Origin of the sequence: Desulforhopalus sp. IMCC35007, assembly GCF_005116575.1 — a bacterium.
Taxonomy (GTDB): Bacteria; Desulfobacterota; Desulfobulbia; order Desulfobulbales; family Desulfocapsaceae; genus Desulforhopalus_A.
On sequence record NZ_SWCN01000045.1, the window covers coordinates 1 to 19711 of the forward strand.

Sequence of the window (19711 nt, forward strand, 5' to 3'; positions counted from 1 at the left end):
AGCCACCCGTGCTTTGAATGCTGCTGTATGTTTTCTTCTTTGCTTTTTCATAATTTCTCCTTGCTGGTTTGTTTGAGAAACTATGCATACTTTCATAACTTATCCAGTGGTCCTAAAAGCTGGGGCCCTTTCTAACCCTGATCGCTGGGCTTATTGGCTGGATCGGTCAGTCAATCTACCGAAAACAACTGGACCAGTCATTTTTAACTCCTCAAAGGCGGTCGATTCTATTTGCAGTAATCATCCTTGGAATCTTTTGTATTGGCTGGCTGCCGGCATCTTTTACAGTGAGCGGAAAATGTGTGCTGGAACCACGAGAGAAACGCTTTGTGGTAGCGCAGTTTGATGCTGTTTTAAAAAAGGTACACAAGCTGCCTGGTACCACGGTCACTAAGGGTGAATTGCTCGCCGAATTTGATGAACGTGCAATTGAACTTGAGATAAACTCACTTCTTGCAGAGATCCAAAAAACCAGGAAAATGCAGGATGTCCATACGGCAACGGGAAAGGCAGCTCTTTCCCAAATGGCAGTATTGGAGCGGCGCGGACTTGAAGAGCAACTACAGCTATTTCGAGATCGTCTCTCAAAGCTGTCCGTAGAAAGTCCGGTGGACGGCATTGTCATCAGTGAAAACATGGAGCGTATTGAAGGAAGCCCCATTAGCCGTGGACAGGGGCTTTTCGAGATTGCGCCATTGAAAATGATGATCGCTGAGGCGTATATTGCCCAGGAAGATATCGGGTATGTACAAGAGGGTGCCGATACCACCATCACTCTTGAGTCGTTTCCCGATAAGACCTGGCAGAGCACGGTGTATACAATTTTTCCAAGAGCGGAACCGAGAGAGGGGAAGAGTGTCTTTCTTGTGGAATCTCTTATTGAAAATTCCGAAAAAATCCTCAGGCCTGGGATGGGGGGTGAGTTCGAGATAAACGTTGGCAAAAAGCCGCTGGCCTGGAAACTCTTTCGTAAGCCATGGATTTATTTCCAGAAGACATTTCTCAATGATTGAAAACCGGCACGTCTAAACAGTGAACTACAGCATTGTTAGTGTCTGGGGTATCGTCTTGAAAATATAATGAGCTTCAAAAGCACAAAACAGAGAATCCAACTTTTAGGTTTTATTTCAACAGCAGAAAGATTTTCATGAACGGCGGGTAAGATGGATGGAAGCAGATATTAACTCAATAATACCGACACTGCGCCCTGATCTACACTTCACTCTCCTGGAGAAGGAGGATGAAGGTTATGTCCTGGAAGATACTCTTCGGCAGAAGTTCTACCGAATCGGCCGGGCTGAATATGTATTATTTACCGAGCTTGATGGAAAAACAACACTTGAGGAAGTTATCAAAAGAGCCAACAGTTTTCTCGGCGAGGAGCTCTTTGATCAAGAAAATGCAAAGATTACCCTTCAGTGGCTGATACAAAATCAGCTTCTGTCTGACAGCAGTGATGAGACAGTAAAGGGAAGATTGCAGCTGGATGAACGGGTTCGAAAACAAAAACTTTTGGGGAAATTTAACCTCATCACTATTAAGATCCCCCTCTTTAATCCTGATCCGATCTTGAAAAGGATCAGCCCCTGGTTGCGTTGGTTCACCGGACCTGTTTTTGCAATAATCTGGGGGCTTACTCTTTTTTATGGTTGTATGGTGCTCTACCAGAAGTCTGATCAGTTTTTTACAGTAGCGACTGCGGCGCTCTCCCCGGAGAATGTTTTTTTTCTCTGGCTCGCATGGTTTTTCTTGAAAATTCTCCATGAGACTTCCCACGCCTTAACGACATACCGATACCATGGCAGGGTTTTTGAGGCAGGAATTCTCTTCATTGTTTTTTTCCCTCTTACCTATGTTAACGGCTCTTCAACGTGGAATTTTCCAAACAGGTGGCAAAGAATCCACGCAGCCTTTGCCGGAATCTATGCTGAGCTCTTTGTGGCTGCGGTGTCAGTCGTAATCTGGGCCGATAACCCCGGCTCTGTTGCAGGAAATATTGCCCATAATATGGTAATGGTTGCCGGTTTTTCCTCACTTATTTTCAATATTAACCCGCTTATGCGCTTTGATGGCTATTTTATCCTCTCTGATCTGGTTGCAATTCCCAATCTGTACAGCAGAGGAAAAAGTTTTGTTTCAAGTGTATGGACCAGAATATTTTTTGGAGAATGGCGGTACCTGCCTCGCTTTAGTAAAAAGCAGGAGCTCTTTATTGCAATTTACGGCGTGGCTGCCTGGATCTGGCGTCTCCTCATAATGACATTTTTGTTATTGCTTGTTGCTTCAGCAGTGCATGGCTTTGGTATTTTTATCGCTATTGTTTCTTGTGTGATGATCGTTGGAATGCCCCTCTGGCGTCTAAAAGGCACTCTTTTAGGGCTGTACAGGAAAAACCAGCCAGTCTTTAGAAGGTTTTGTGCCGCTACCGGACTCTTTATTGGCATGACAGTATTGCTGCTTAATCTGTTGCATTGGGAAAGACAGCTTCGGGCTCCTGCAGTGGTCCAGTATGAAAATGAGCTGGTGGTGCGGGCGAAAGTGGCCGGTTTTGTTGATACCATTTTTGTGAAATCTGGAGACCAGGTAAAGCAGGGGCAAATTCTTTTAGAGCTGAGCAGTCCGGATCTTGTTGCTGAACTTTCCCAGCAGAGGATACGTCTTGATCAGGTTCTTCTGCAGAAACGTAATGCAATTATCCGTGAAGATGTAACGTCCTATCAAGTGCTTGAAGAACAATCTCTTGTGATACGGAAAAACATTGCGGCCCTGGAGGAAAATCTTGCTGATCTGAAAATTACAGCAGAAACTGATGGAACAGTATTAGCCTACAGACTTGAAGAGATCCTGGGGGTGTATCTGACGAGAGGCAGGGAGATATTTTCCATAGTGACAGAAAACGACAAGAAACTTCTCGCTTCTGTTGATCAGAAAGAGATTGAATCCTTTCGGGGAATGGAAGGCAAGTCTCTTGAGGTGATCAAACGTTCGATGGATCGTTCGTTCTTTATGGGCATAGTGACACAGGTCTCTCCCAAAGCTGACACGTCTGTACCTGATAATGCCTTTAGTGCAGCCTATGGCGGGCCGATTGCTGTGAAAATTTCCCAACAATCATCTGAGTCATCAAAAAGGTCTTTGGCTGATGAATATGCGTTTTTTTATCCACGCTTTGGGGTGGAGATTGAGGTACCAGCTTCTGAAGCTGATCAGTTGCTGGTAGGGCAACTCACCACAATTCGTATGCAGGGGCAGAGTGTCAGCTTGTGGAGACTTATAAAAAATCAGCTCATAGAGTATTTTTCAAAGAAGCTTTCGGGGAGAGATTCGGACTAAGAGCGTGGTATGTGGGTCTTGAACAATAAAGAGAATGAAAACGAAGTGTTGGGTAAGTACAGGTGCGGAAAAACAAAAGCCCAAAGAATTATAAATTCTTTGGGCTTTTGTGTGTCTAAAAAATAATTACAGCTTGACGACGTTTTGCGCAGCTGGACCTTTTTGTCCGTCTACGATTTCAAAACTAACACGCTCGCCTTCTGAAAGAGACTTAAATCCATCGGCTTGGATGGCGGAATGGTGTACAAATACATCTTGTCCCCCGTCTTGCTCAATAAAGCCAAAACCCTTAGCATCGTTAAACCACTTCACTGTTCCTTCTGCCATTGCTACTACTCCATGTGTAATGGGGGTACTCCCCTTTTTCTAATACCCGGGATCTAGACCCAGGTGATCCGGTTTTTGAATAAACCGGTTTTTTGCCAGAGAAAGGATCCCCAGCACAACTCTGTTGTAGAGTCACATCAAAAAAACGTATTAAAAATATTTTAAGTAATACGTTTTTCTAAATCAGACATGCTGAACGAAAACTAATACTTCTTTACTGTTGCAAGAGAAGTAACGAGCAGAAAAACTGTGTAGGTACGTATTACTTTTACCCTATAATCAGGCAAGCTACAATATAAGTGAGATGAATACAAGAAATAAGCAAAAATTTTAAAGAAGCAAGGTGATTTTCTTCTTTGACCTGCCCTAAATAATAGAAAATAGTGAGTAAAATTAATAAAAACACAGAAAAACAATCTGTTAGGAAAAAGGTTTGGCGACAAGACCTCTGTGTTTAACGATCTGAATCTTGATTGTAACGAATAAGTATCTGAACTTTCGTCTAAAGTGGGCTATAGCCCCCTCGAGCAGTAGAGGGGACTCTTTTTATTAGCCGCAGAATCTGGCCCTTACTAAGGGTGATGAGGGCCTTGCCACAGGGGCGCATTACAACATCAGGAAGCAGGTTGTATACTATTAATGGGTAGTTTCACGCAGGTAGTAATCATAATTACCTTCGTAGATCCTCAACTCACCATGGTGGATCTCAAATACCCGGTTGACAAGCGAGCGAAGAAAATGTCGGTCGTGGCTGACGAGAATGACGGTGCCTTCAAATTTTTGGAGGGCAGAGAGTAACACCTCTCTTGACTGGATATCGAGGTGGTTGGTCGGCTCGTCCAACACCAGAAAATTGAGGGGTCTTCCGAGGAGCTTAGCAAGCACGACCCGGCTTTTTTCTCCGCCGGACAGGTTCTCAATACGTTTGTCGACATCGTCACCCTGGAACAGAAATGAGGCAAGCAGGTTACGGATGGTACCGATGTTTTCCATTGGCAGGACTTCCTGGACTGCTTCGAAGACGGTTTGTTTTGCCGAGAGGGTATCCATGGCATGTTGACTGAAATACCCTGTTGTGACAGAAGCTCCCATAATCACCTCACCTTCTGTGGGTTCGGTTTCTCCGGTAATTGTCTTTAACAGAGTTGATTTTCCCGCGCCGTTTACACCGACGACTGCGATTTTTTCAAGGCGGCGTACTGTTCCTGAAAGGCCATCGAAGACAGGGATAGATCTCCCATCATGGCCGATCCACTCTTTTTTAAGGTTTTTTACATGAAGTACATCATCACCACTTCTTGGAGGAACAGGGAATTCGAGTTTAATAATTCTCTGTTCGGGCGGTAAGACAATACGTTCAATTTTCTCGAGTTTTTTTATCCGGGATTGAACCTGCGATGCGTGGGATGCACGGGCTGCAAACCTGGCAATAAATTCTTCTTCCTTTGCGAGCATTTCCTGCTGCCTGCGATAGCTTGCCTGCAGCTGCTGGCGGCGGATTTCTCTTTCCTGCAGGTGAAAGTCATAGTTTCCGCTATAGGTGATAGCCCCACCATTTGCCACTTCGATGATCCGGGAGACAATTCTATTCATGAATTCACGATCGTGGCAGGTCATGAGCAGGCTGCCCTTGTAATCGTTGAGCAACCAGTTTTCAAGCCAGAGGATTGATTCAATATCAAGGTGGTTCGTCGGTTCGTCCAGAAGCAGTACGTCCGGGTTTATGGTGAGAATCTTGGCCAGGGCGATACGCATTTTCCAGCCACCGCTGAAACTTTCAACAGGAGTTGCAAAATCCAGAGGGTCAAATCCCAGTCCGGACAGAATTGCCTGGGCGCGGGGTTCGAGATCATAACCGCCTCGCTGCTCGAAGATTTCGACGTGTTCACCGTATCTTTCCAGAAGATCAGCCATGGCCTCATCATCCATCGGTTCCGCCATTGCTTTTTCCATTGCGGAAATTTTTTGGCCGAGTTCAACAATCTCTCCTGCAGCAGACATCACCTCGGCAAGAACGGATTGGCCCGACATCTCGCCTACATCCTGAGAGAAATAACCGATAACTGTTTTACTCGAGCAGGAGACCTCACCCTTATCAGGAAGCTCTTCTCCCGTGATGAGCCGAAAGATTGTGGTTTTGCCGGCACCATTGGCGCCAACAAGACCGGTTCGTGTGTTGGGCAAAATCTGCAGACTGGCATTTTGAAAAATTACCTGAGAGCCGTGTTGTAACTGAATATTTGTTAAATGTATCATCTTGTTAATATTTGAGCTGTTGTGACAGGAAGTTGTGAGAGATTAATTGTAAGCAGTATTCTTCTGTTAAACTTTACCCTGTCATGACAATTGAGAGGTGTTGGAAAGAAAAATCACGCAGATTTTTCATTTTCTTTACGTGGACCCTTTGTAGCAAATAGCACACATTAACAACAGAAGAAAACGATCAAAAACTAAAAATATATGGTATTACGGCGCATTCTCGCGGTTGTTTTACTATTTTAAATATATTACGATGTAGCGCACTTTTTTAGCAGAAATAGTCTCTCAACAAGAGGTGCCCAATAATCTTACATCAACATTGTCCCATGAAAAAAACAGAATACCCCAGTCCTGAAGAATTCAACGCGTTATTTATCAAAGCCTGTGAAGATCATCAGAACCAGAATTATGAAGCGGCCAGTGCCAGTTATGAAAAACTGATGTACCATTTTCCGGAAGTCCCTGTTTTACACTATAATTTTGGCCTGCTGCTCTATGAATGCCAAGCATTTGATACGGCTCTTCAATCCTTTAAACGTGCCGCTCAATTACAACCGGCAGACAATGACATTATTTTTAATCTGGCGCTTTGCTGCAAACAGACCGGAGATATTGAATCAGCCATCAAATATTATCTTGAAGTATTGGAGAGTGAACCTGAGAGTGTTGATGCCCTTTATAATGCCGCGGGATGCTTCAGGGAGCTGAAGTATCTGGCTGAAGCGGAACAACTCTATCTGAGAGTTCTGGAGCTGGTTCCGGATCATTTTTCTGCCAATAATAACATTGCTTACGTTTATCATCTTTTAGGTAAAATCGAGAAGGCAATGTTCTACTTTAAAAAGGTATTGGAGTTGCGGCCTGATCATAAAGCCGCGGAGCACATGGTGGCGGCACTTACGGGGGCTGAAGTTGCCGCCCCGCCAAAGGTTTATGTTAAAGAGGTCTTTGATAACTATTCGGAGTTTTATGAAAAGAGCCTCGTGGAAGAGCTGCAATACACTGTTCCTGAGAGTATTTATGAGATTGTCAAAAAAGGTACAGCCTGGAAAAAGCAATTTGACTGTGGGCTTGACCTTGGTTGCGGTACTGGGCTGAGCGGCGAGTCTTTTTCCGGTTTGGTAAAAGAGTTGTCCGGGGTCGATCTTTCTCCGAAAATGATTGAAATTGCCCGAGAGAAGGGAATTTACCATTCTCTTGTTGCAGCCGATGTCAATGAATTCCTGACCGAGGACACCAGGCACTATGACTTCTTTCTGGCAGCCGATGTCTTTATTTATCTCGGGGAGCTGGAAGAGACCTTTCGACTGTTGCGGCAGCGGGCATCTACGGATGCGCTTTTCTGTTTTTCAACGGAAAGTGAGAGCGGAAACGGCTTTTCTTTACGCCTGACAGGTCGATTTGCCCACAGTCCCGGCTATATAGAAAGAATTGCCCGCGATACCGGCTGGAAAATCCTTGAAAAACATACCAGTGGCATACGCAGGGAAAAAGATGCCTGGATTGAGGGTGATCTCTGGTTTTTACAAATAAGAGAGGTCTGAACATCTTGAGTAAACAGATAGCACGAGACGATACTCCATGCATTTAGGGCAGTCACAGTCCTGCGTATTCCCCAGCAGATAAAAGACGGGTGGAAATAGTATCCAGTAAAAGGCGGTATTTTTTCTGTCTCGAGACACGCTTACGGCTGGATAACCGGCATCCATAGGTTGTGGTGAATCGATAAGATTGTTTATCTCCGGGCTAGGCCACAGAGCATAAAACCCAGAATCGGGGCACATTTTTCCTGGCAGGAGGAGTAGAATTGGCCGTGTTGATGACTGCCGGATTTTGTCTGTTTTCCATAGAAAAATTCACTGAGCCCTGTCGGATGCAGGTTGTTTTTTGCCGCATGATTGAGCAGCTTGGGGGCACAGCAATCACCTGTTCCGGTGGGAATCTTCCTGCCATGGAGGATAACATCTTCAAGACGGCGTGTCTCACCTCTGAAATTTGTAAGACGATAGAGTTTGTGGATGTCTTTCATCAGGGTCTGGGAGAGGGTTCTTCTTTTTTTTCGCAGTGCCAGCCATGCCGGGGAATGGGGCTGACTGGCGGCAATCTCTTTACCAAAGTTCTTAATCTCCTTTTCCTGATGGTCGGTGAGTGCATGGAAAACGCCCACATCAAAAAGGGGTGGCACCCATCCTTCAACCTCCCATTGTCCATTGTACTGGCCGGAAAAAGCATAGAGAGTGACAGGAACATTTTCGTCTGTCAGGCAGGTGAGGACACCAAACATCTTCCCCCGGGCCTCTCCCCAGAGGTGGTGTGTCGACAAATTTTCATGGATTTCCTTACTATTTGCAGAAAGATGAATACTCTCTTGCGCATTCAATTGTTTGATCAGCTCAAGCCCACGTGCTCTGCTCTGGCCCATTTCAAGGCTGTGGGTGCAGTTACACCGGCTGCAATAACCGCTGGCGCAAAGGACGTTGGAGAGTGGAAGGTGAGAAGTTTGCATCATTTTATCAATAAACGATACATCCGGGAAAAACAAGGATATGAACTATGGTTTCCTTTGTTGAGTGCAGCAAAAAAGATAGCCATCGGCTGAATGGCCTTTAGCTTTCTTGTCCATCTTTTACGGCAACAGTTACGCAATAGTTCCATGAATAATCAATAATGAAGAACGCGAAACGACTGATACCTTATATATTTCCATTACTTGGTTTTATTCTCATTATCCTTGTAATGAACGGTTACCAATTCTTCAAGCTCAAGCGCGATGTGAATGATAACCTGATTCAGGAAATAGGGGAGGTTGAGTTACGGGAATTGAAGATGTTTTTCTCCGATGCCGAAGAGATGCTCTTGCTGATTCGCGACTGGGGCAGAAACGATGTGCTGCTCAGAAACGGGCCTGTTTCACTTCATAAAAAACTGATCCCGCTGCTGGACCGGCAGCAACTGATAAGCGGACTGTCCATTGCATCGGAGAAGGGGGAAGAGTATCTGCTGTACCGAAATGATGCTCACTTCATTGCCCGTCACTCGGTATTGCAGGGGCAGGAGACGCTCCAGAGTTATACAGAATGGGATGAAAATATCCTCATCACAGGTGAATGGCAGGCCAAAAACAGCTACGACCCAAGAAATTCCAGATGGTATGCAGGTTCAGGAAGCGGGGATAAGGTCCAGTGGACCGGTGTCTATCCGTTACCGGAGACAATGACTCCAGGACTGACATCTTCCATTTCCTGGGTGACCCAGGAGGACAAACCTCTTCACATGGTCTGTGCTTTACATGTTTCGCTGGACCGCATTGAAAAAATATTAAGCCGAGGGCGTGATAAGCCGCAAAGTCTTATTTTTCTTGTACGTCCGGATGAATCTTTTCTACTTCTTAACAGAAATACAACTTCCGGGTCTGGAAGTACAGGTGACGCCGAGGCGGTGCAAAATCTTATCGGCAAGTGGCGGGAGATGCAACACCCGATCCGTAAACTTGTTCGAATCGGTAACGAAAAACAACGGTGGATTGCTACCTTTTATGAAGTGGGACAAAACGACAATCTGTCTTGGGTTGGAGTTGCTGCCAGAAATGGAGAGCTTGTCGGTTGGCTTGATAAGTCACTTTTCTCCCTTGATCTCGTTGAGCTTGTTGTTGCGGTTGGCGGTGGTATTCTCATTCTTTTCTTTATGAAAAGGAGCGGGTTGCTTTTTCATCGTAAGGAGAAAAAGAATGCAAAAGCCAGGCTTAATGACTATCTGTTGCGTGGTGAGGGGGGCACGGTTGAGTTTAAGTCGACCGTTCGGGTAAACCTGAAAACCGGAAAACTGGGAAAAGAGATAGAGCTTGCCTGGTTAAAGGCGGTGGTCGCCCTTCTCAACAGTGATGGCGGGAGTCTGTTGCTTGGCGTTAATGATAGTGGAGAAGTCTGTGGTCTGGATATGGATAATTTTGACAACACGGACCGTTGTCTGCTCCATGTGAAAAATCTACTCAACCAGCATATCGGGGCAGAATATTCTCCTTTTATAGATATTTCCATTGTCACGCAGGAAAAAGGTGATGTGGTTATGCTCGAATGTTTGAAGGCTGCTAGCCCTGTCTTTCTTAAAATAGGTTCCAATGAAGAATTTTACATACGCTCAGGCCCTTCTTCTGTTAAGCTGAGTCCAAGTCAGATTGTGAATTTTGTACAACAGCAGAAAAAATGATGGCCCACATATCTTGATATCGCGGCCGGCCATGCTGTTCATGACAGGTTTTTGATTGTAACCTGAAGTTTTTAACGAGTGTGGAGAGTTTCATTGGACGAATTGAAGAGCAAAAGTAAATGTGATTTTGGGATGTTGACCCCTGATGTAGTGCTGACTCTTGTGGAAAAGCATATGGGAATCCGTTGCAATAATCTGTTTCGTCCCATGAGCAGTTATATCAACAGGGTTTTTGAGATTGAAACAACAGATAAGACTAGGCTTATTGCCAAATTTTATCGGCCAAACCGCTGGTCCAAAAAGGCTCTTCTGGACGAGCATCGGTTTCTCCTTGATCTCAAGGAGCAGGAAATTCCTGTTATTGCACCTCTTGCTGCAAAGAATGGCTCAACATTAGGTAATAAAGATGGCCTGTTTTTTACGGTTTTCCCCAAGTGCGGGGGCCGAAGTGTCGATGAGTTTACCGATGACCAGTGGCTGCAGCTCGGACGTCTTATCGGACGTATGCATCAGGTTGGAGGGAGCGGGGTTGCCCGTAACCGGATGACCATGGGGCCGAATCATTCCACCATACAGCAACTGGCCTATCTGCTTGCATCAAAGTGTGTTCCGGATGATCTTAAGGGAGAACTTGAACAGGCAATCCTGTCAATCATAGATGACATACGCCCATTGTTTGCAAAAACCAAGAATATTCGGATTCATGGTGACTGTCATTTTGCCAATTTCATCCACAGGCCTGGTGAGTCACTCTACATAATTGATTTTGACGATATGGTTATGGGCCCCCCGGTACAGGATATCTGGATGCTGCTGCCGGGAGGGCTTGAGGATACCTTTGTCGAACTTGAGCTCTTTTTAGAAGGGTATGAAATGTTCCATCATTTTGATCAGCGCTCTCTGCGACTGGTTGAACCTTTGCGGGCCATGCGCTTTATTCATTACATGGCCTGGTGCGCTCACCAGGTGGAGGAAGATGGTGAAACAAGAGCCATAGATGGTTTTGGTTCCAGAGAATACTGGCAAAAGGAAATCGCTGATTTAGTGGACCAGCGTAAGAGGATCGCAAAGGCACCGGTTGCCTCCGGAAACTGCCTCTAGGCGGGGCTGTGGTTGATCTGCTCTCGTGCCTGAAGTCAGCTAAAGAGGGCTTTCAATCTGCCTTTCAGGGAATGGTTGTTTAATTTGGCAATCCGTATCAGTTGTTTGAAATCCAGCTGGAGGCGGTTGGACAGGATTTTAGTGTTCATGGCACTGTTATCGATTCTCTCCCAGGGTACGTCACCGTTCATCGTCAGAGCAACCACGTTTCCTCTGTCCGGAACAGGCAGGAGAAGGCAGCCGGAGAAGGTTCTTGACAGGGTCCGTTTTATTGCTCCGAACTGTTTCTTATCATTGGTCCAGAGGTTCAAACTTATGGAACCCGCTGCTGTTAATTTTTCTTTTGCTGATGCGATAAATGATTCTGAATAGACAGTAGGGGCCATCCCTTGGGCGTCAAAGGCGTCCACAAGAATAAGGTCATACTTTTCAGGACCGATGTGCTCTCTGATAAAGATAGCGCCGTCTGAACAGTATATATGAATATTTTCACCTTCAGGTAGTTGAAAATAGCCTTTCGCCAGATCGATGACATGTTGGGAGTAATCCACCGCATAGATACCACACTCTGGAAAGTAGTGGTTGAAAAAGCGTACAAACGAGCCTGAGCCGAGGCCTATGATAAGAATATTCCGAGGCTGTGGGTTGATGAGAAGACCAAGGAGCATAAAGCGGGTGTAGGATAATATCAGCTCTTCAGGTCGCAGCAGAGACATGGCGCTCTGGAGATGCTGGCTGTCAAAATAGAGAGAACGCTGGGTCGCTGAATCCCGGACTTCAACGAGGTGATCGCCCATGAATTCCTTATGGATAATCTTGTGAGTAGCATTTTGCATATTACTGATGTTCTACTTGTCTTGTATATGATAAGGTTTTTTCGGTTGAAAAATATCGCTGATTGTACTTGAGGCTGTACTATTTTGCACTGTTTTGGTTCTTTTACGGGAATCTCTTGACTGATAACTTTTTTTTTTGTCATACTGTGTAAATACAGATTGAAGGTGGAAGAGCTAGGTGAATTTCTGGAGGCAGAGTTGTTAAGTAACGAAAAAAGAAAAAAAATCCTCGTCATGGACGATGAAGATATGGTGGGTGAAATAGCCTGCCAAATGCTCGACTTTCTTGGGTTTGACGCTGTACATGTGTTCGATGGACAGGCAGCGGTTGAGACATTTCAAGTCCATAAAAATAATGGTGAGCCGTTTAACGCCGTTATCATGGATCTGACGATCCCCGGTGGAATGGGGGGCAAGGAGGCGGTTACAGAGATACTTGCAGTTGATGCAACTGCAAAGGTATTTGTTTCCAGTGGATATTCAACCGATCCTGCAATGGTGAACTATAGGGAATTTGGGTTTACCGGGGTTATTGTTAAACCTTTCGATCTGGCAGCTATTCAAGAAATCCTTGATAAATTAGTCTGACGATGACAGTATAAACTGTCGTGTGGAGAATTGTAGTGGCCGATTTTTCAGGGAAATTGATTTATTTTGCCACTGCGGTAACTTTCTGCTCTCTCTATGCAGCACAGCCTATTCAGCCGCTCTTCCAGGCTGAATTCCAGCTTTCAGGTTTTCAGGCGATTCTGTTCACGGCTCTGATGATGGCTCCTTTAGGGGTCGCTCCACTCTTTTATGGTTTCTTGCTCGAGGCTTTTTCAGCAAGGAAAATGGTCCGTTGGGCTCTTTTTCTCCTTGGTATCCTTGAGATACTCTTTTCATTTTCAGGAAATTATATAACTCTTCTGGCAATCCGGGCGGTACAGGGCTGTCTGGTTCCGGCCATTCTCACCTCTATTATGAGTTATATCAGTTACAGCAACCGTGACGATACGGTTCAGCAGGCGATTGCCTCTTATATTGGTGCAACCATAGCTGGTGGTTTTCTGGGTCGTTTCCTTTCCGGTTTGTTTACCGATTTATTTGGCTGGAGATTCTTTTTTTTCCTGCTGGGTATCCTGCTCATAATCTGCTCCTATCTGTTAAAAGGCATGGTTCGTGATGTTAAATTAAACTACGTCCGGCCCCGCCCAAAAGACATGCTGGATATCTTGTCGCAACGATCGTTCCTCTGGCTCTACCTGACTATTTTTTGCCTCTTTTTTGCTTTTGCAGCCATGATGAATCTGCTGCCATTTGAGCTTAAGCAGATTCGCCCTGATATTGGAGAGACCTCTATTGGTCTGTTGTATCTGGGCTATAGTATGGGGATTCTGGTATCACTCAATAGTAAGCGTATCATTGCTTTTTTTGGTGGGGAGGTAAATGCGATACGTGGCGGAATCTTTGTCCTTGCCGGTGGGACCTTGCTCTTTTTCATGCAGAACTATACTGTGATGTTTCTGTCAATGTTTGTCTTTTGCGCAGGACTTTTTACCGCGCATTCTCTGCTTTCCGGGTTTCTCAGTACCATCGCTAAAACCAATAAGGCCATTGCTAACGGCTTGTATATTTCATTTTATTATACAGGGGGCACCTTGGGTTCACTTCTCCCGGGAGCTATCTATGAGGCCTGGGGCTGGCATGCCTTTTTGTCATTTTTGCTTGTACTCATTAGTGTTGCCTGTCTCTTCACCTGGTTTTTGAAAAAGGCAGTCGTCTCGACGGTACCACACTGACACCGGTCAGTTGTACTCCCTGTGATCAGGGTCTTCAATCACCAGCATTTTCTTCCATTTCCCCTTGCGGTATCTCATCCAGGATGCAAAAAACAGGGTGCCGACAAAAACAATAATCCAGCACCACGCCCCTGCAATAGAAAAAGAGTAGTATTCGATGCCGATATAGACCGGAATGACAAGGCAGACCGGGGCGGCCACTGTTGCCGTAATCATCATGAAACGGGTGTCTCCTGCTCCCCGCAAGGCGCCACTGTACAACATGTAGAGTGCGTCGCAAAAAAGATAAATAGCAACAATTTTTAAAAGATCCCTTGCGTGTGCCAGTACCTGAGGGTTGGTGATTGATGCATCGGTTGAAGGGAAAAACGGGGTGAGCACGAAGTCTGGTGCAAAGATGAAAATCAGATCCACAAGAAAGATGTAGGCGAGCAGCATCTGAATACCGGAACGGACGTAGGTTGCGGCAAGCTTTGGTGAGTTATTGCCTAATGCCTGGCCCACGAGGATACTGATGCCCTGTGAGGCTCCCATGGAAGGCATGAAGGTCAGGGAATTTATTGAGAATACTATGTTGGTTGCGGCAAGTTCAGCCGTACCGATGCGACCCACCAGAAGAACAAAAAGGGTAAAGGCAACAATGTCCATGGTGAACTGAAATGCTGCCGGAACTCCGAAGCGCAGGAGTCGTTTTAACAGAGACCATTTGAGATGAAATTGTGAAAGGATTTGGTATTTCAGCTCGTTTTCCCGGGTAAAGATCAGAACCAGGAAAAGGATCACGTTGATGACCCAGGCCGCGACCGTTGCAAGAGCAGCGCCCCGAATCCCCATCTCTGGCATTCCCCAGGCTCCAAAAATAAGTGCATAGTCGAGGGGGATGTTTATAAAGACGCCTAAAAACGTGATGATCATGACCGGCCGTGTGTATCCCCGGCCGGAATAAAAAGTGGCGAGGGTGGCCATGGCGACATGGAAGCCTCCGCCCTTACAGAGGATAGAAAAATAGATAACCTCAAGCCGCTGGACCTCTGGTTCGTGGCCCGCCAGCATGAAAATGGCTCCGCTTGCAAATACGGCGACCAGGTACATAATCAGCCCGGCGGCAATGGTGAAATAAATCGCCTGCCACAATACGGGACCAATCATTTTGTGCTCTCCCCGGCCGTTGTACTGAGCGATAAAGACCCCGGCGTAGCTGCCCACACCTCCAAAAAAGGCGAGAAAAAGATACGAGGTAATTCCAGCCGGCATGGACGCGGAAATGGCTGCAATCGAATAATTCGCCAGAAACACCCGATCGGTGAATTCCATGAACGTTGTGGCGGAGAGCCCAAGTACAAGTGGCAGACAGACTCGTAATACTTCCCTGTAGTGGTTTTCTCTGGCTGCTCTGTTATTTAGAAAAATCATGTATGTTTTATCTTGGCGTGTTCTGATAAACGGGATACATCTCTTCAGATACCCATTTAAAAGAGGAAAAAGATGAAGCTCTAACTCTCTTTGTCGCGGGGTCTGGGAGAGAGGGGAGCCATTGTCTTACACTACAATAGTATCTACTGATAGTGAAAAAGTATGGAACAGAGAATTTCTGTAAAAGTTCGCGGGATTTTAAATCAGGATATATAAACTGTCATGAAACCAGTACACATCGATACAAGTCTCTGTTCGGGCTGCGGGCTCTGCGTTGTAGTGTGTCCATATAAGGCATTGAATCTGGAAGATGGTGTTGCACGATATGTCATCGATGACTGTTTTTGTTGCGGTCATTGCCATGCTGTCTGCCCTGAGGATGCCATAGTGGTCGGGACCCTCTCTTTTTCTGCGGTGGAGATCGTAGAAGAGTGTACTGCAGCGGCATCCCCATTAACAAAAGAGCAAGATCTGAGTACCGCTGCATTGGTATCTTTTATGGCAGCCAGAAGGTCCTGCAGGAATTATAGTGAAAGGCAGGTTCCTGTAAAAGTATTGGAAGATCTGGTCCAGGTAGGTATTACCGCTCCTTCAGGGACGAACTGTCAGCCGTGGCAATTTATCATTTTACCCGAGAGAAGTGATCTTTTTCACTTTGGGACATTGGTGGGCAACTATTTTAGAAAGCTCAACAGATTGGCCGGAAATCGAGTTCTGAGATTCGTCACTCGTTTTTTTTCAGGTGGAGGTTTAGCAGGCTATTATGAAAAGCATTATCATTCTGTACAGGAAGGGCTTGAAAGCTGGGATAACAGAGGAGAAGACCGTCTTTTCCATGGTGCGCCTGCGGCCATTCTTGTAACCGCTCTAAAAAAGGCAAGTTGCCCCGGTGAAGATGCAATGCTTGCGACCCAGAATATCCTGCTTGCGGCCCACGCCATGGGGCTTGGCACCTGTCTTATCGGTTTTGCCGTGGAAGCGGTGCGCAGGGATGGAGGGATACGAAAGCGACTCGCAATTCCTGAGAGTGAGGAAATATATGCGGTTATAGTGCTTGGCTATCCAAAGGTATCCTTTCTTCGTCCGGCCGGACGAAAAAAGGTACAGGCCAGAATTTTAAGATTTGGCTGAGGCATAGAAAAGAACTCGTGTCTTTATGGGTAACAGTGGGTTTGTAATGCGATTGTATTCATCACATAATTGTCTTGAAAAGGAGTAGGCAATGGGCAGTTTAGAGCAGTTAAATGTAGTTGTATTTTCCTTTGGTTTTAAGTATGGCACTCCTGTGGATGTCAATTATGTGATAGATGTGAGATTCTTGCCAAACCCTTACTGGGTTGACGAGCTACGGGAGAAAACCGGTCTTGATGCGGAAGTGGCCGATTATGTTGTATCAAGTCAAGAGGGCCAGCGTACCGTCGCGCAGCTTCAGGATTTTTTCAGATTCATCATCGGGCAGAATATCGCAGCTGAAAAGAAGACGGTCCGTATAGGGATCGGCTGTACCGGCGGGCGGCACCGATCTGTTGCCGTGGTGGAGAAAATCGCGGCCTGTCTGTTGACGGAGTCTGTTGGTGTCTCCGTTTTTCACAGGGATATTAAAAAAGATAGCCTGAAAGAGACAGTCTAGTTAAACTGTCTGCTGGGCAAATTGCATTATGAGGACATTACAGAATCCTCTTTGGTAGATAATGCTGTGGACGATAGGATTTGAAACAACTCTTGGGAGATAATTATGAATAACCGTTTTATAATGACAGCTTTTGGAAAGGATCGAGTGGGAATTGTGGCCGATGTTACCAGACTGCTCTACGAGTATGACTGTAACCTTGAAGATACCACAATGAATATGTTGTCTGACGAATTTACTCTGAATCTGCTGTTTAGCAGTAAAGAGGATGATCTTGTCGAACCTCTATCACGGGAATGCAGACGTCTTGAGCTTGAGAAGGGCATTTCAGCTTTTGTCCGGCAGCTTCCAGACTCAGACCACGTCAAAGCCAATGGCTTCAAAGATTGTACCCTGCACGTGGAGTGTCTGGATCAGGTTGGAATAGTGTATAAAACCAGCCGTTTTCTGGCAGAAAATAATCTTAATATTGTCCACCTGAATTCAACTTCCAGATTTTCCCCGGAAAGTGGTGATAAAATTCATTGTATGGACATTCATATTCAGATCCCTGAGGGGCGTTCTCTGGATCAGATTGAAGACGATCTTGGGGTTATGGCTGATGAGTTGCAAGTTGATATCAGCATGTCCAGGCAATCCGAAGCATAACATCATTTTTACCCGTCTGCGGAGCTCCTTCGTCAGCTTCCTGCTGCATCGATTATCCCGCAGATGTTGACCACCATGGAATGGGGAGCATGGTGGTCAGTAGACTTCTCTCCATTCTTCGGCCTGTTGCCATAAGGTTCTGCTGACGCGAACCGTTTTTATTGCGACACACTTCTCAGCTGGGGAATTTCTTCCAGCTGCTCCTATTCACCTGGGTAATTTTTACCTACTCACTTCTGTTGGTAACATGTTACACTTGCGGCTGTTTTTAAATATTGTAAGTAATAATAGGCAGATATCGTGTAAAGTCTAGATTGGCATGTGCTTTGCTTTGTAGAAGGCATGAGAAGAAAAACAAGAGGAGTTGACTCTTGTTGCAAACGTCAGTTCAATGAAGCTCAAAGCCAATCTACATAAGGAGAGTATGCAATGAAAAAGAAACTCATAGCAGCAATTTTAATTTCAGGACTTGCCATGACAACAGCCGCAACCGCTAAATGGAACGGGCCACGGGGAGATGGTGATTGCTATCAGATGTCTATGCATTCCATGCAGAATTTGGATGAGGCAACCAAAGCAAAGATCGTGCAGTTTCGCACCGATAACCAGCAGTTGTTTAAAGAAATGGTCATGAAACGTGCTGAAAAAAGAGCCTTGATGAAAAGTGATAACCCAGATCCAAAGGTTGCAGCCCAGCTTGCAGGAGAACTCTTTGATCTGAGGACTACGATCCGCCTCAAGGCAGTTGAAGCAGGGGTTGACCAATATATGGGGCCAATGAGTGGTAACTGTGACAGAATGGGTGGTTTTGGAGGGCCTGGTGGTCGTGGAAAACATCAAGGCCGGATGATGAATCAGTAGTTTGCAACCCCGCTTCTGTGGATCGGGGCAGAGATTGCATCACCTAAAACTCTGCTGTATCCATCAGTAAAAAAGCTTCCTCCCGCCTCAGCTGTGTCCTTGTCTTTACTTGACAGGAATACAGCTGAGGTTTTTTTTTGTGCCTGCCTTTTCTTGTTGGCGTTATGTGTTACTGTTTTTTCGGTAAATACAATGGAACAAAACGCTGATGCTACCTTAAGGGGGGAGAACATGAAAGTTGAAATTATTCCATGTCATTTCGATAATTTTTCATATCTGCTTGTCTGTGAAGAAAGTGGTAAAGCCGCAATTGTCGATCCCGCAGAGTACTATCCCGTTGCAAAAGTAATCAGGAACCTGGGGGTGGAACTCAGTGTCATTTATTGTACTCACCATCATGCGGATCATATCGGAGGACTGGATGAATTCTGTGAAGAGTATCCAGACATTGAAGTGGCTGCCTATGGTTCAGAAAAAAACAGAATAACGAAAATGACACGAGGCCTTGAGGGTGGGGAGACCGTTCGCTTTGGCAAGATCGAGGGGGAGGTCTTACACACCCCTGGTCATACTTCAGGTTGTATCTGTTTTCGTTTTGGACAGCATCTGTTTACCGGAGATACTCTTTTTGGTGCGGGATGTGGACGGTTATTTGAGGGGACACCGGAGCAGATGTATAATTCCCTGTCGTTGCTTGTCGATAAACATACCGATGATGTAAAGGTGTATTTCGGCCATGAATATACCGTTTCTAACCTGAAGTTCGCCCAGTTTGTCGAGCCGGATAATCACGAGGTGACAACCCGCCTTCATGAGGCAATGGCGCATCTTGGCAATGGGGGCCTGACGACCCCGTCAAGCATTGGTCTTGAACGGCAGACGAACCCTTTTTTACGCAGTCGCGTTGAAAGCGTCTGTAAGAGGATTGCCAAAAAATTACTCATTGAAGACGGCAACCCCGTAACAGTATTTGCAGCAATCAGGCGGTTAAAAGACAGCTACTAAAAGTTTTCAGACCTTTTTTATGTTGTGCACCTCGCCTCTCTGCCAAGCTGAGGCTTTCTCTTCCAGTTTTGCCATCCTCCCCGGTTTATTTTTAAAGCCGGGACGACACTTTTATAGCCCCCCTCACAAACCTGCTGTCAAATCTATGGTTTGGAAAAGGTTCGTTGACCTTCGCATGAATTTCGGCTAGATGTCTTGTGTACTAAGAACCGCTTTTGCTGTTTAGGACCACCTTGAGCACATTCTATTTCCCAAAATCTGTACGTTGCGTAAAAAAGTATACCTTCAGAATCTCTTCAATAATTCTGTGG

General features: G+C 45.6%; 18 protein-coding genes. 13 read left to right on the top strand and 5 right to left on the bottom strand.

Annotation, left to right across the window (positions count from 1 at the left end; genetic code table 11):
• Nucleotides 1-287 precede the first annotated feature (287 nt).
• Together FCL48_RS24010 and FCL48_RS24015 are read left to right on the top strand one after the other, a co-directional pair.
• Nucleotides 288-1013 carry an efflux RND transporter periplasmic adaptor subunit gene (locus FCL48_RS24010; protein WP_256374312.1) on the top strand — a complete coding sequence of 242 codons (726 nt, stop codon included), beginning with the start codon at nucleotides 288-290 and terminating at the stop codon, nucleotides 1011-1013.
• Between the two features lie 154 nt (nucleotides 1014-1167).
• Nucleotides 1168-3333 (top strand): efflux RND transporter periplasmic adaptor subunit, encoded by a 2166-nt coding sequence (locus FCL48_RS24015; RefSeq protein ID WP_136876523.1) that lies wholly within the window; start codon nucleotides 1168-1170, stop codon nucleotides 3331-3333.
• Between the two features lie 126 nt (nucleotides 3334-3459).
• Here FCL48_RS24015 and FCL48_RS24020 read toward each other — a convergent pair whose 3' ends face one another.
• Complete coding sequence (locus tag FCL48_RS24020) at nucleotides 3460-3660, bottom strand: cold-shock protein (protein WP_136876525.1); 201 nt, start codon at nucleotides 3658-3660, stop codon at nucleotides 3460-3462.
• A 636-nt stretch (nucleotides 3661-4296) separates the two neighbouring features.
• Nucleotides 4297-5916: an ABC-F family ATP-binding cassette domain-containing protein gene (locus FCL48_RS24025; protein ID WP_136876527.1), complete on the bottom strand. Its 1620-nt coding sequence runs from the start codon at nucleotides 5914-5916 to the stop codon at nucleotides 4297-4299.
• A 329-nt stretch (nucleotides 5917-6245) separates the two neighbouring features.
• Here FCL48_RS24025 and FCL48_RS24030 point away from each other — a divergent pair, with 329 nt between their 5' ends.
• Nucleotides 6246-7463: a tetratricopeptide repeat protein gene (locus tag FCL48_RS24030; protein WP_136876529.1), complete on the top strand. Its 1218-nt coding sequence runs from the start codon at nucleotides 6246-6248 to the stop codon at nucleotides 7461-7463.
• A gap of 191 nt (nucleotides 7464-7654) precedes the next feature.
• Here the strand turns inward: FCL48_RS24030 and FCL48_RS24035 are convergent, their stop codons facing one another.
• Nucleotides 7655-8242, bottom strand: coding sequence for a hypothetical protein (locus FCL48_RS24035; protein WP_136876531.1), 588 nt, complete (start codon nucleotides 8240-8242; stop codon nucleotides 7655-7657).
• A 33-nt stretch (nucleotides 8243-8275) separates the two neighbouring features.
• Between FCL48_RS24035 and FCL48_RS24040 the strand changes: the two genes are divergently transcribed.
• The 3 genes from FCL48_RS24040 to FCL48_RS24050 all read left to right on the top strand — a co-directional run bounded on the left by FCL48_RS24040 (nucleotide 8276) and on the right by FCL48_RS24050 (nucleotide 11226).
• Nucleotides 8276-8518, top strand: coding sequence for a hypothetical protein (locus FCL48_RS24040; RefSeq protein WP_136876533.1), 243 nt, complete (start codon nucleotides 8276-8278; stop codon nucleotides 8516-8518).
• Nucleotides 8519-8586: 68 nt separating this feature from the next.
• Nucleotides 8587-10125: a helix-turn-helix domain-containing protein gene (locus tag FCL48_RS24045; protein ID WP_136876535.1), complete on the top strand. Its 1539-nt coding sequence runs from the start codon at nucleotides 8587-8589 to the stop codon at nucleotides 10123-10125.
• 93 nt (nucleotides 10126-10218) lie between these two features.
• Nucleotides 10219-11226: a serine/threonine protein kinase gene (locus FCL48_RS24050; RefSeq protein WP_240744959.1), complete on the top strand. Its 1008-nt coding sequence runs from the start codon at nucleotides 10219-10221 to the stop codon at nucleotides 11224-11226.
• Nucleotides 11227-11261: 35 nt separating this feature from the next.
• Here FCL48_RS24050 and FCL48_RS24055 read toward each other — a convergent pair whose 3' ends face one another.
• On the bottom strand, nucleotides 11262-12062 hold the full coding sequence (locus tag FCL48_RS24055) for a methyltransferase (RefSeq protein ID WP_136876537.1): 801 nt from the start codon (nucleotides 12060-12062) through the stop codon (nucleotides 11262-11264).
• A gap of 165 nt (nucleotides 12063-12227) precedes the next feature.
• On the opposite strand from FCL48_RS24055, the gene FCL48_RS24060 reads away from it, so the two are divergent.
• Together FCL48_RS24060 and FCL48_RS24065 are read left to right on the top strand one after the other, a co-directional pair.
• A complete protein-coding gene (locus tag FCL48_RS24060) occupies nucleotides 12228-12650 on the top strand; it encodes a response regulator (RefSeq protein WP_205747819.1) in 423 nt (140 codons plus the stop codon).
• Nucleotides 12651-12685: 35 nt separating this feature from the next.
• Complete coding sequence (locus FCL48_RS24065) at nucleotides 12686-13843, top strand: MFS transporter (RefSeq protein WP_169309362.1); 1158 nt, start codon at nucleotides 12686-12688, stop codon at nucleotides 13841-13843.
• Between the two features lie 6 nt (nucleotides 13844-13849).
• On the opposite strand, the gene FCL48_RS24070 is transcribed toward FCL48_RS24065, so the two are convergent.
• The gene (locus FCL48_RS24070) at nucleotides 13850-15256 is read right to left on the bottom strand and encodes an MATE family efflux transporter (RefSeq protein ID WP_136876541.1); all 1407 of its coding nucleotides are present in this window, start codon (nucleotides 15254-15256) and stop codon (nucleotides 13850-13852) included.
• 222 nt (nucleotides 15257-15478) lie between these two features.
• On the opposite strand from FCL48_RS24070, the gene FCL48_RS24075 reads away from it, so the two are divergent.
• From FCL48_RS24075 to gloB, 5 genes are all read left to right on the top strand, one after another.
• Nucleotides 15479-16387, top strand: coding sequence for a nitroreductase family protein (locus FCL48_RS24075; RefSeq protein ID WP_136876543.1), 909 nt, complete (start codon nucleotides 15479-15481; stop codon nucleotides 16385-16387).
• A gap of 91 nt (nucleotides 16388-16478) precedes the next feature.
• Nucleotides 16479-16886, top strand: coding sequence for an RNase adapter RapZ (locus FCL48_RS24080; RefSeq protein WP_136876545.1), 408 nt, complete (start codon nucleotides 16479-16481; stop codon nucleotides 16884-16886).
• Between the two features lie 105 nt (nucleotides 16887-16991).
• On the top strand, nucleotides 16992-17534 hold the full coding sequence (locus FCL48_RS24085; RefSeq protein WP_136876547.1) for a glycine cleavage system protein R: 543 nt from the start codon (nucleotides 16992-16994) through the stop codon (nucleotides 17532-17534).
• Nucleotides 17535-17963: 429 nt separating this feature from the next.
• Nucleotides 17964-18395: a periplasmic heavy metal sensor gene (locus tag FCL48_RS24090; RefSeq protein WP_136876549.1), complete on the top strand. Its 432-nt coding sequence runs from the start codon at nucleotides 17964-17966 to the stop codon at nucleotides 18393-18395.
• 231 nt (nucleotides 18396-18626) lie between these two features.
• Entirely contained in the window at nucleotides 18627-19400 is a 774-nt protein-coding gene (gene gloB / locus FCL48_RS24095; RefSeq protein ID WP_169309363.1) for a hydroxyacylglutathione hydrolase, read from the top strand.
• The last annotated feature ends 311 nt before the right edge of the window (nucleotides 19401-19711 follow it).

Excerpts from the sequence above, each read along its gene's own strand:
- FCL48_RS24015 (WP_136876523.1), top strand. The coding sequence starts at position 1,168 with ATGGAAGCAGATATTAACTCAATAATACCGACACTGCGCCCTGATCTA.
- FCL48_RS24020 (WP_136876525.1), bottom strand. The coding sequence starts at position 3,660 with ATGGCAGAAGGAACAGTGAAGTGGTTTAACGATGCTAAGGGTTTTGGC.
- FCL48_RS24025 (WP_136876527.1), bottom strand. The coding sequence starts at position 5,916 with ATGATACATTTAACAAATATTCAGTTACAACACGGCTCTCAGGTAATT.
- FCL48_RS24030 (WP_136876529.1), top strand. The coding sequence starts at position 6,246 with ATGAAAAAAACAGAATACCCCAGTCCTGAAGAATTCAACGCGTTATTT.
- FCL48_RS24040 (WP_136876533.1), top strand. The coding sequence starts at position 8,276 with ATGAATACTCTCTTGCGCATTCAATTGTTTGATCAGCTCAAGCCCACG.
- FCL48_RS24045 (WP_136876535.1), top strand. The coding sequence starts at position 8,587 with ATGAAGAACGCGAAACGACTGATACCTTATATATTTCCATTACTTGGT.
- FCL48_RS24055 (WP_136876537.1), bottom strand. The coding sequence starts at position 12,062 with ATGCAAAATGCTACTCACAAGATTATCCATAAGGAATTCATGGGCGAT.
- FCL48_RS24070 (WP_136876541.1), bottom strand. The coding sequence starts at position 15,256 with ATGATTTTTCTAAATAACAGAGCAGCCAGAGAAAACCACTACAGGGAA.
- FCL48_RS24075 (WP_136876543.1), top strand. The coding sequence starts at position 15,479 with ATGAAACCAGTACACATCGATACAAGTCTCTGTTCGGGCTGCGGGCTC.
- FCL48_RS24080 (WP_136876545.1), top strand. The coding sequence starts at position 16,479 with ATGGGCAGTTTAGAGCAGTTAAATGTAGTTGTATTTTCCTTTGGTTTT.
- FCL48_RS24085 (WP_136876547.1), top strand. The coding sequence starts at position 16,992 with ATGAATAACCGTTTTATAATGACAGCTTTTGGAAAGGATCGAGTGGGA.
- FCL48_RS24090 (WP_136876549.1), top strand. The coding sequence starts at position 17,964 with ATGAAAAAGAAACTCATAGCAGCAATTTTAATTTCAGGACTTGCCATG.
- gloB (WP_169309363.1), top strand. The coding sequence starts at position 18,627 with ATGAAAGTTGAAATTATTCCATGTCATTTCGATAATTTTTCATATCTG.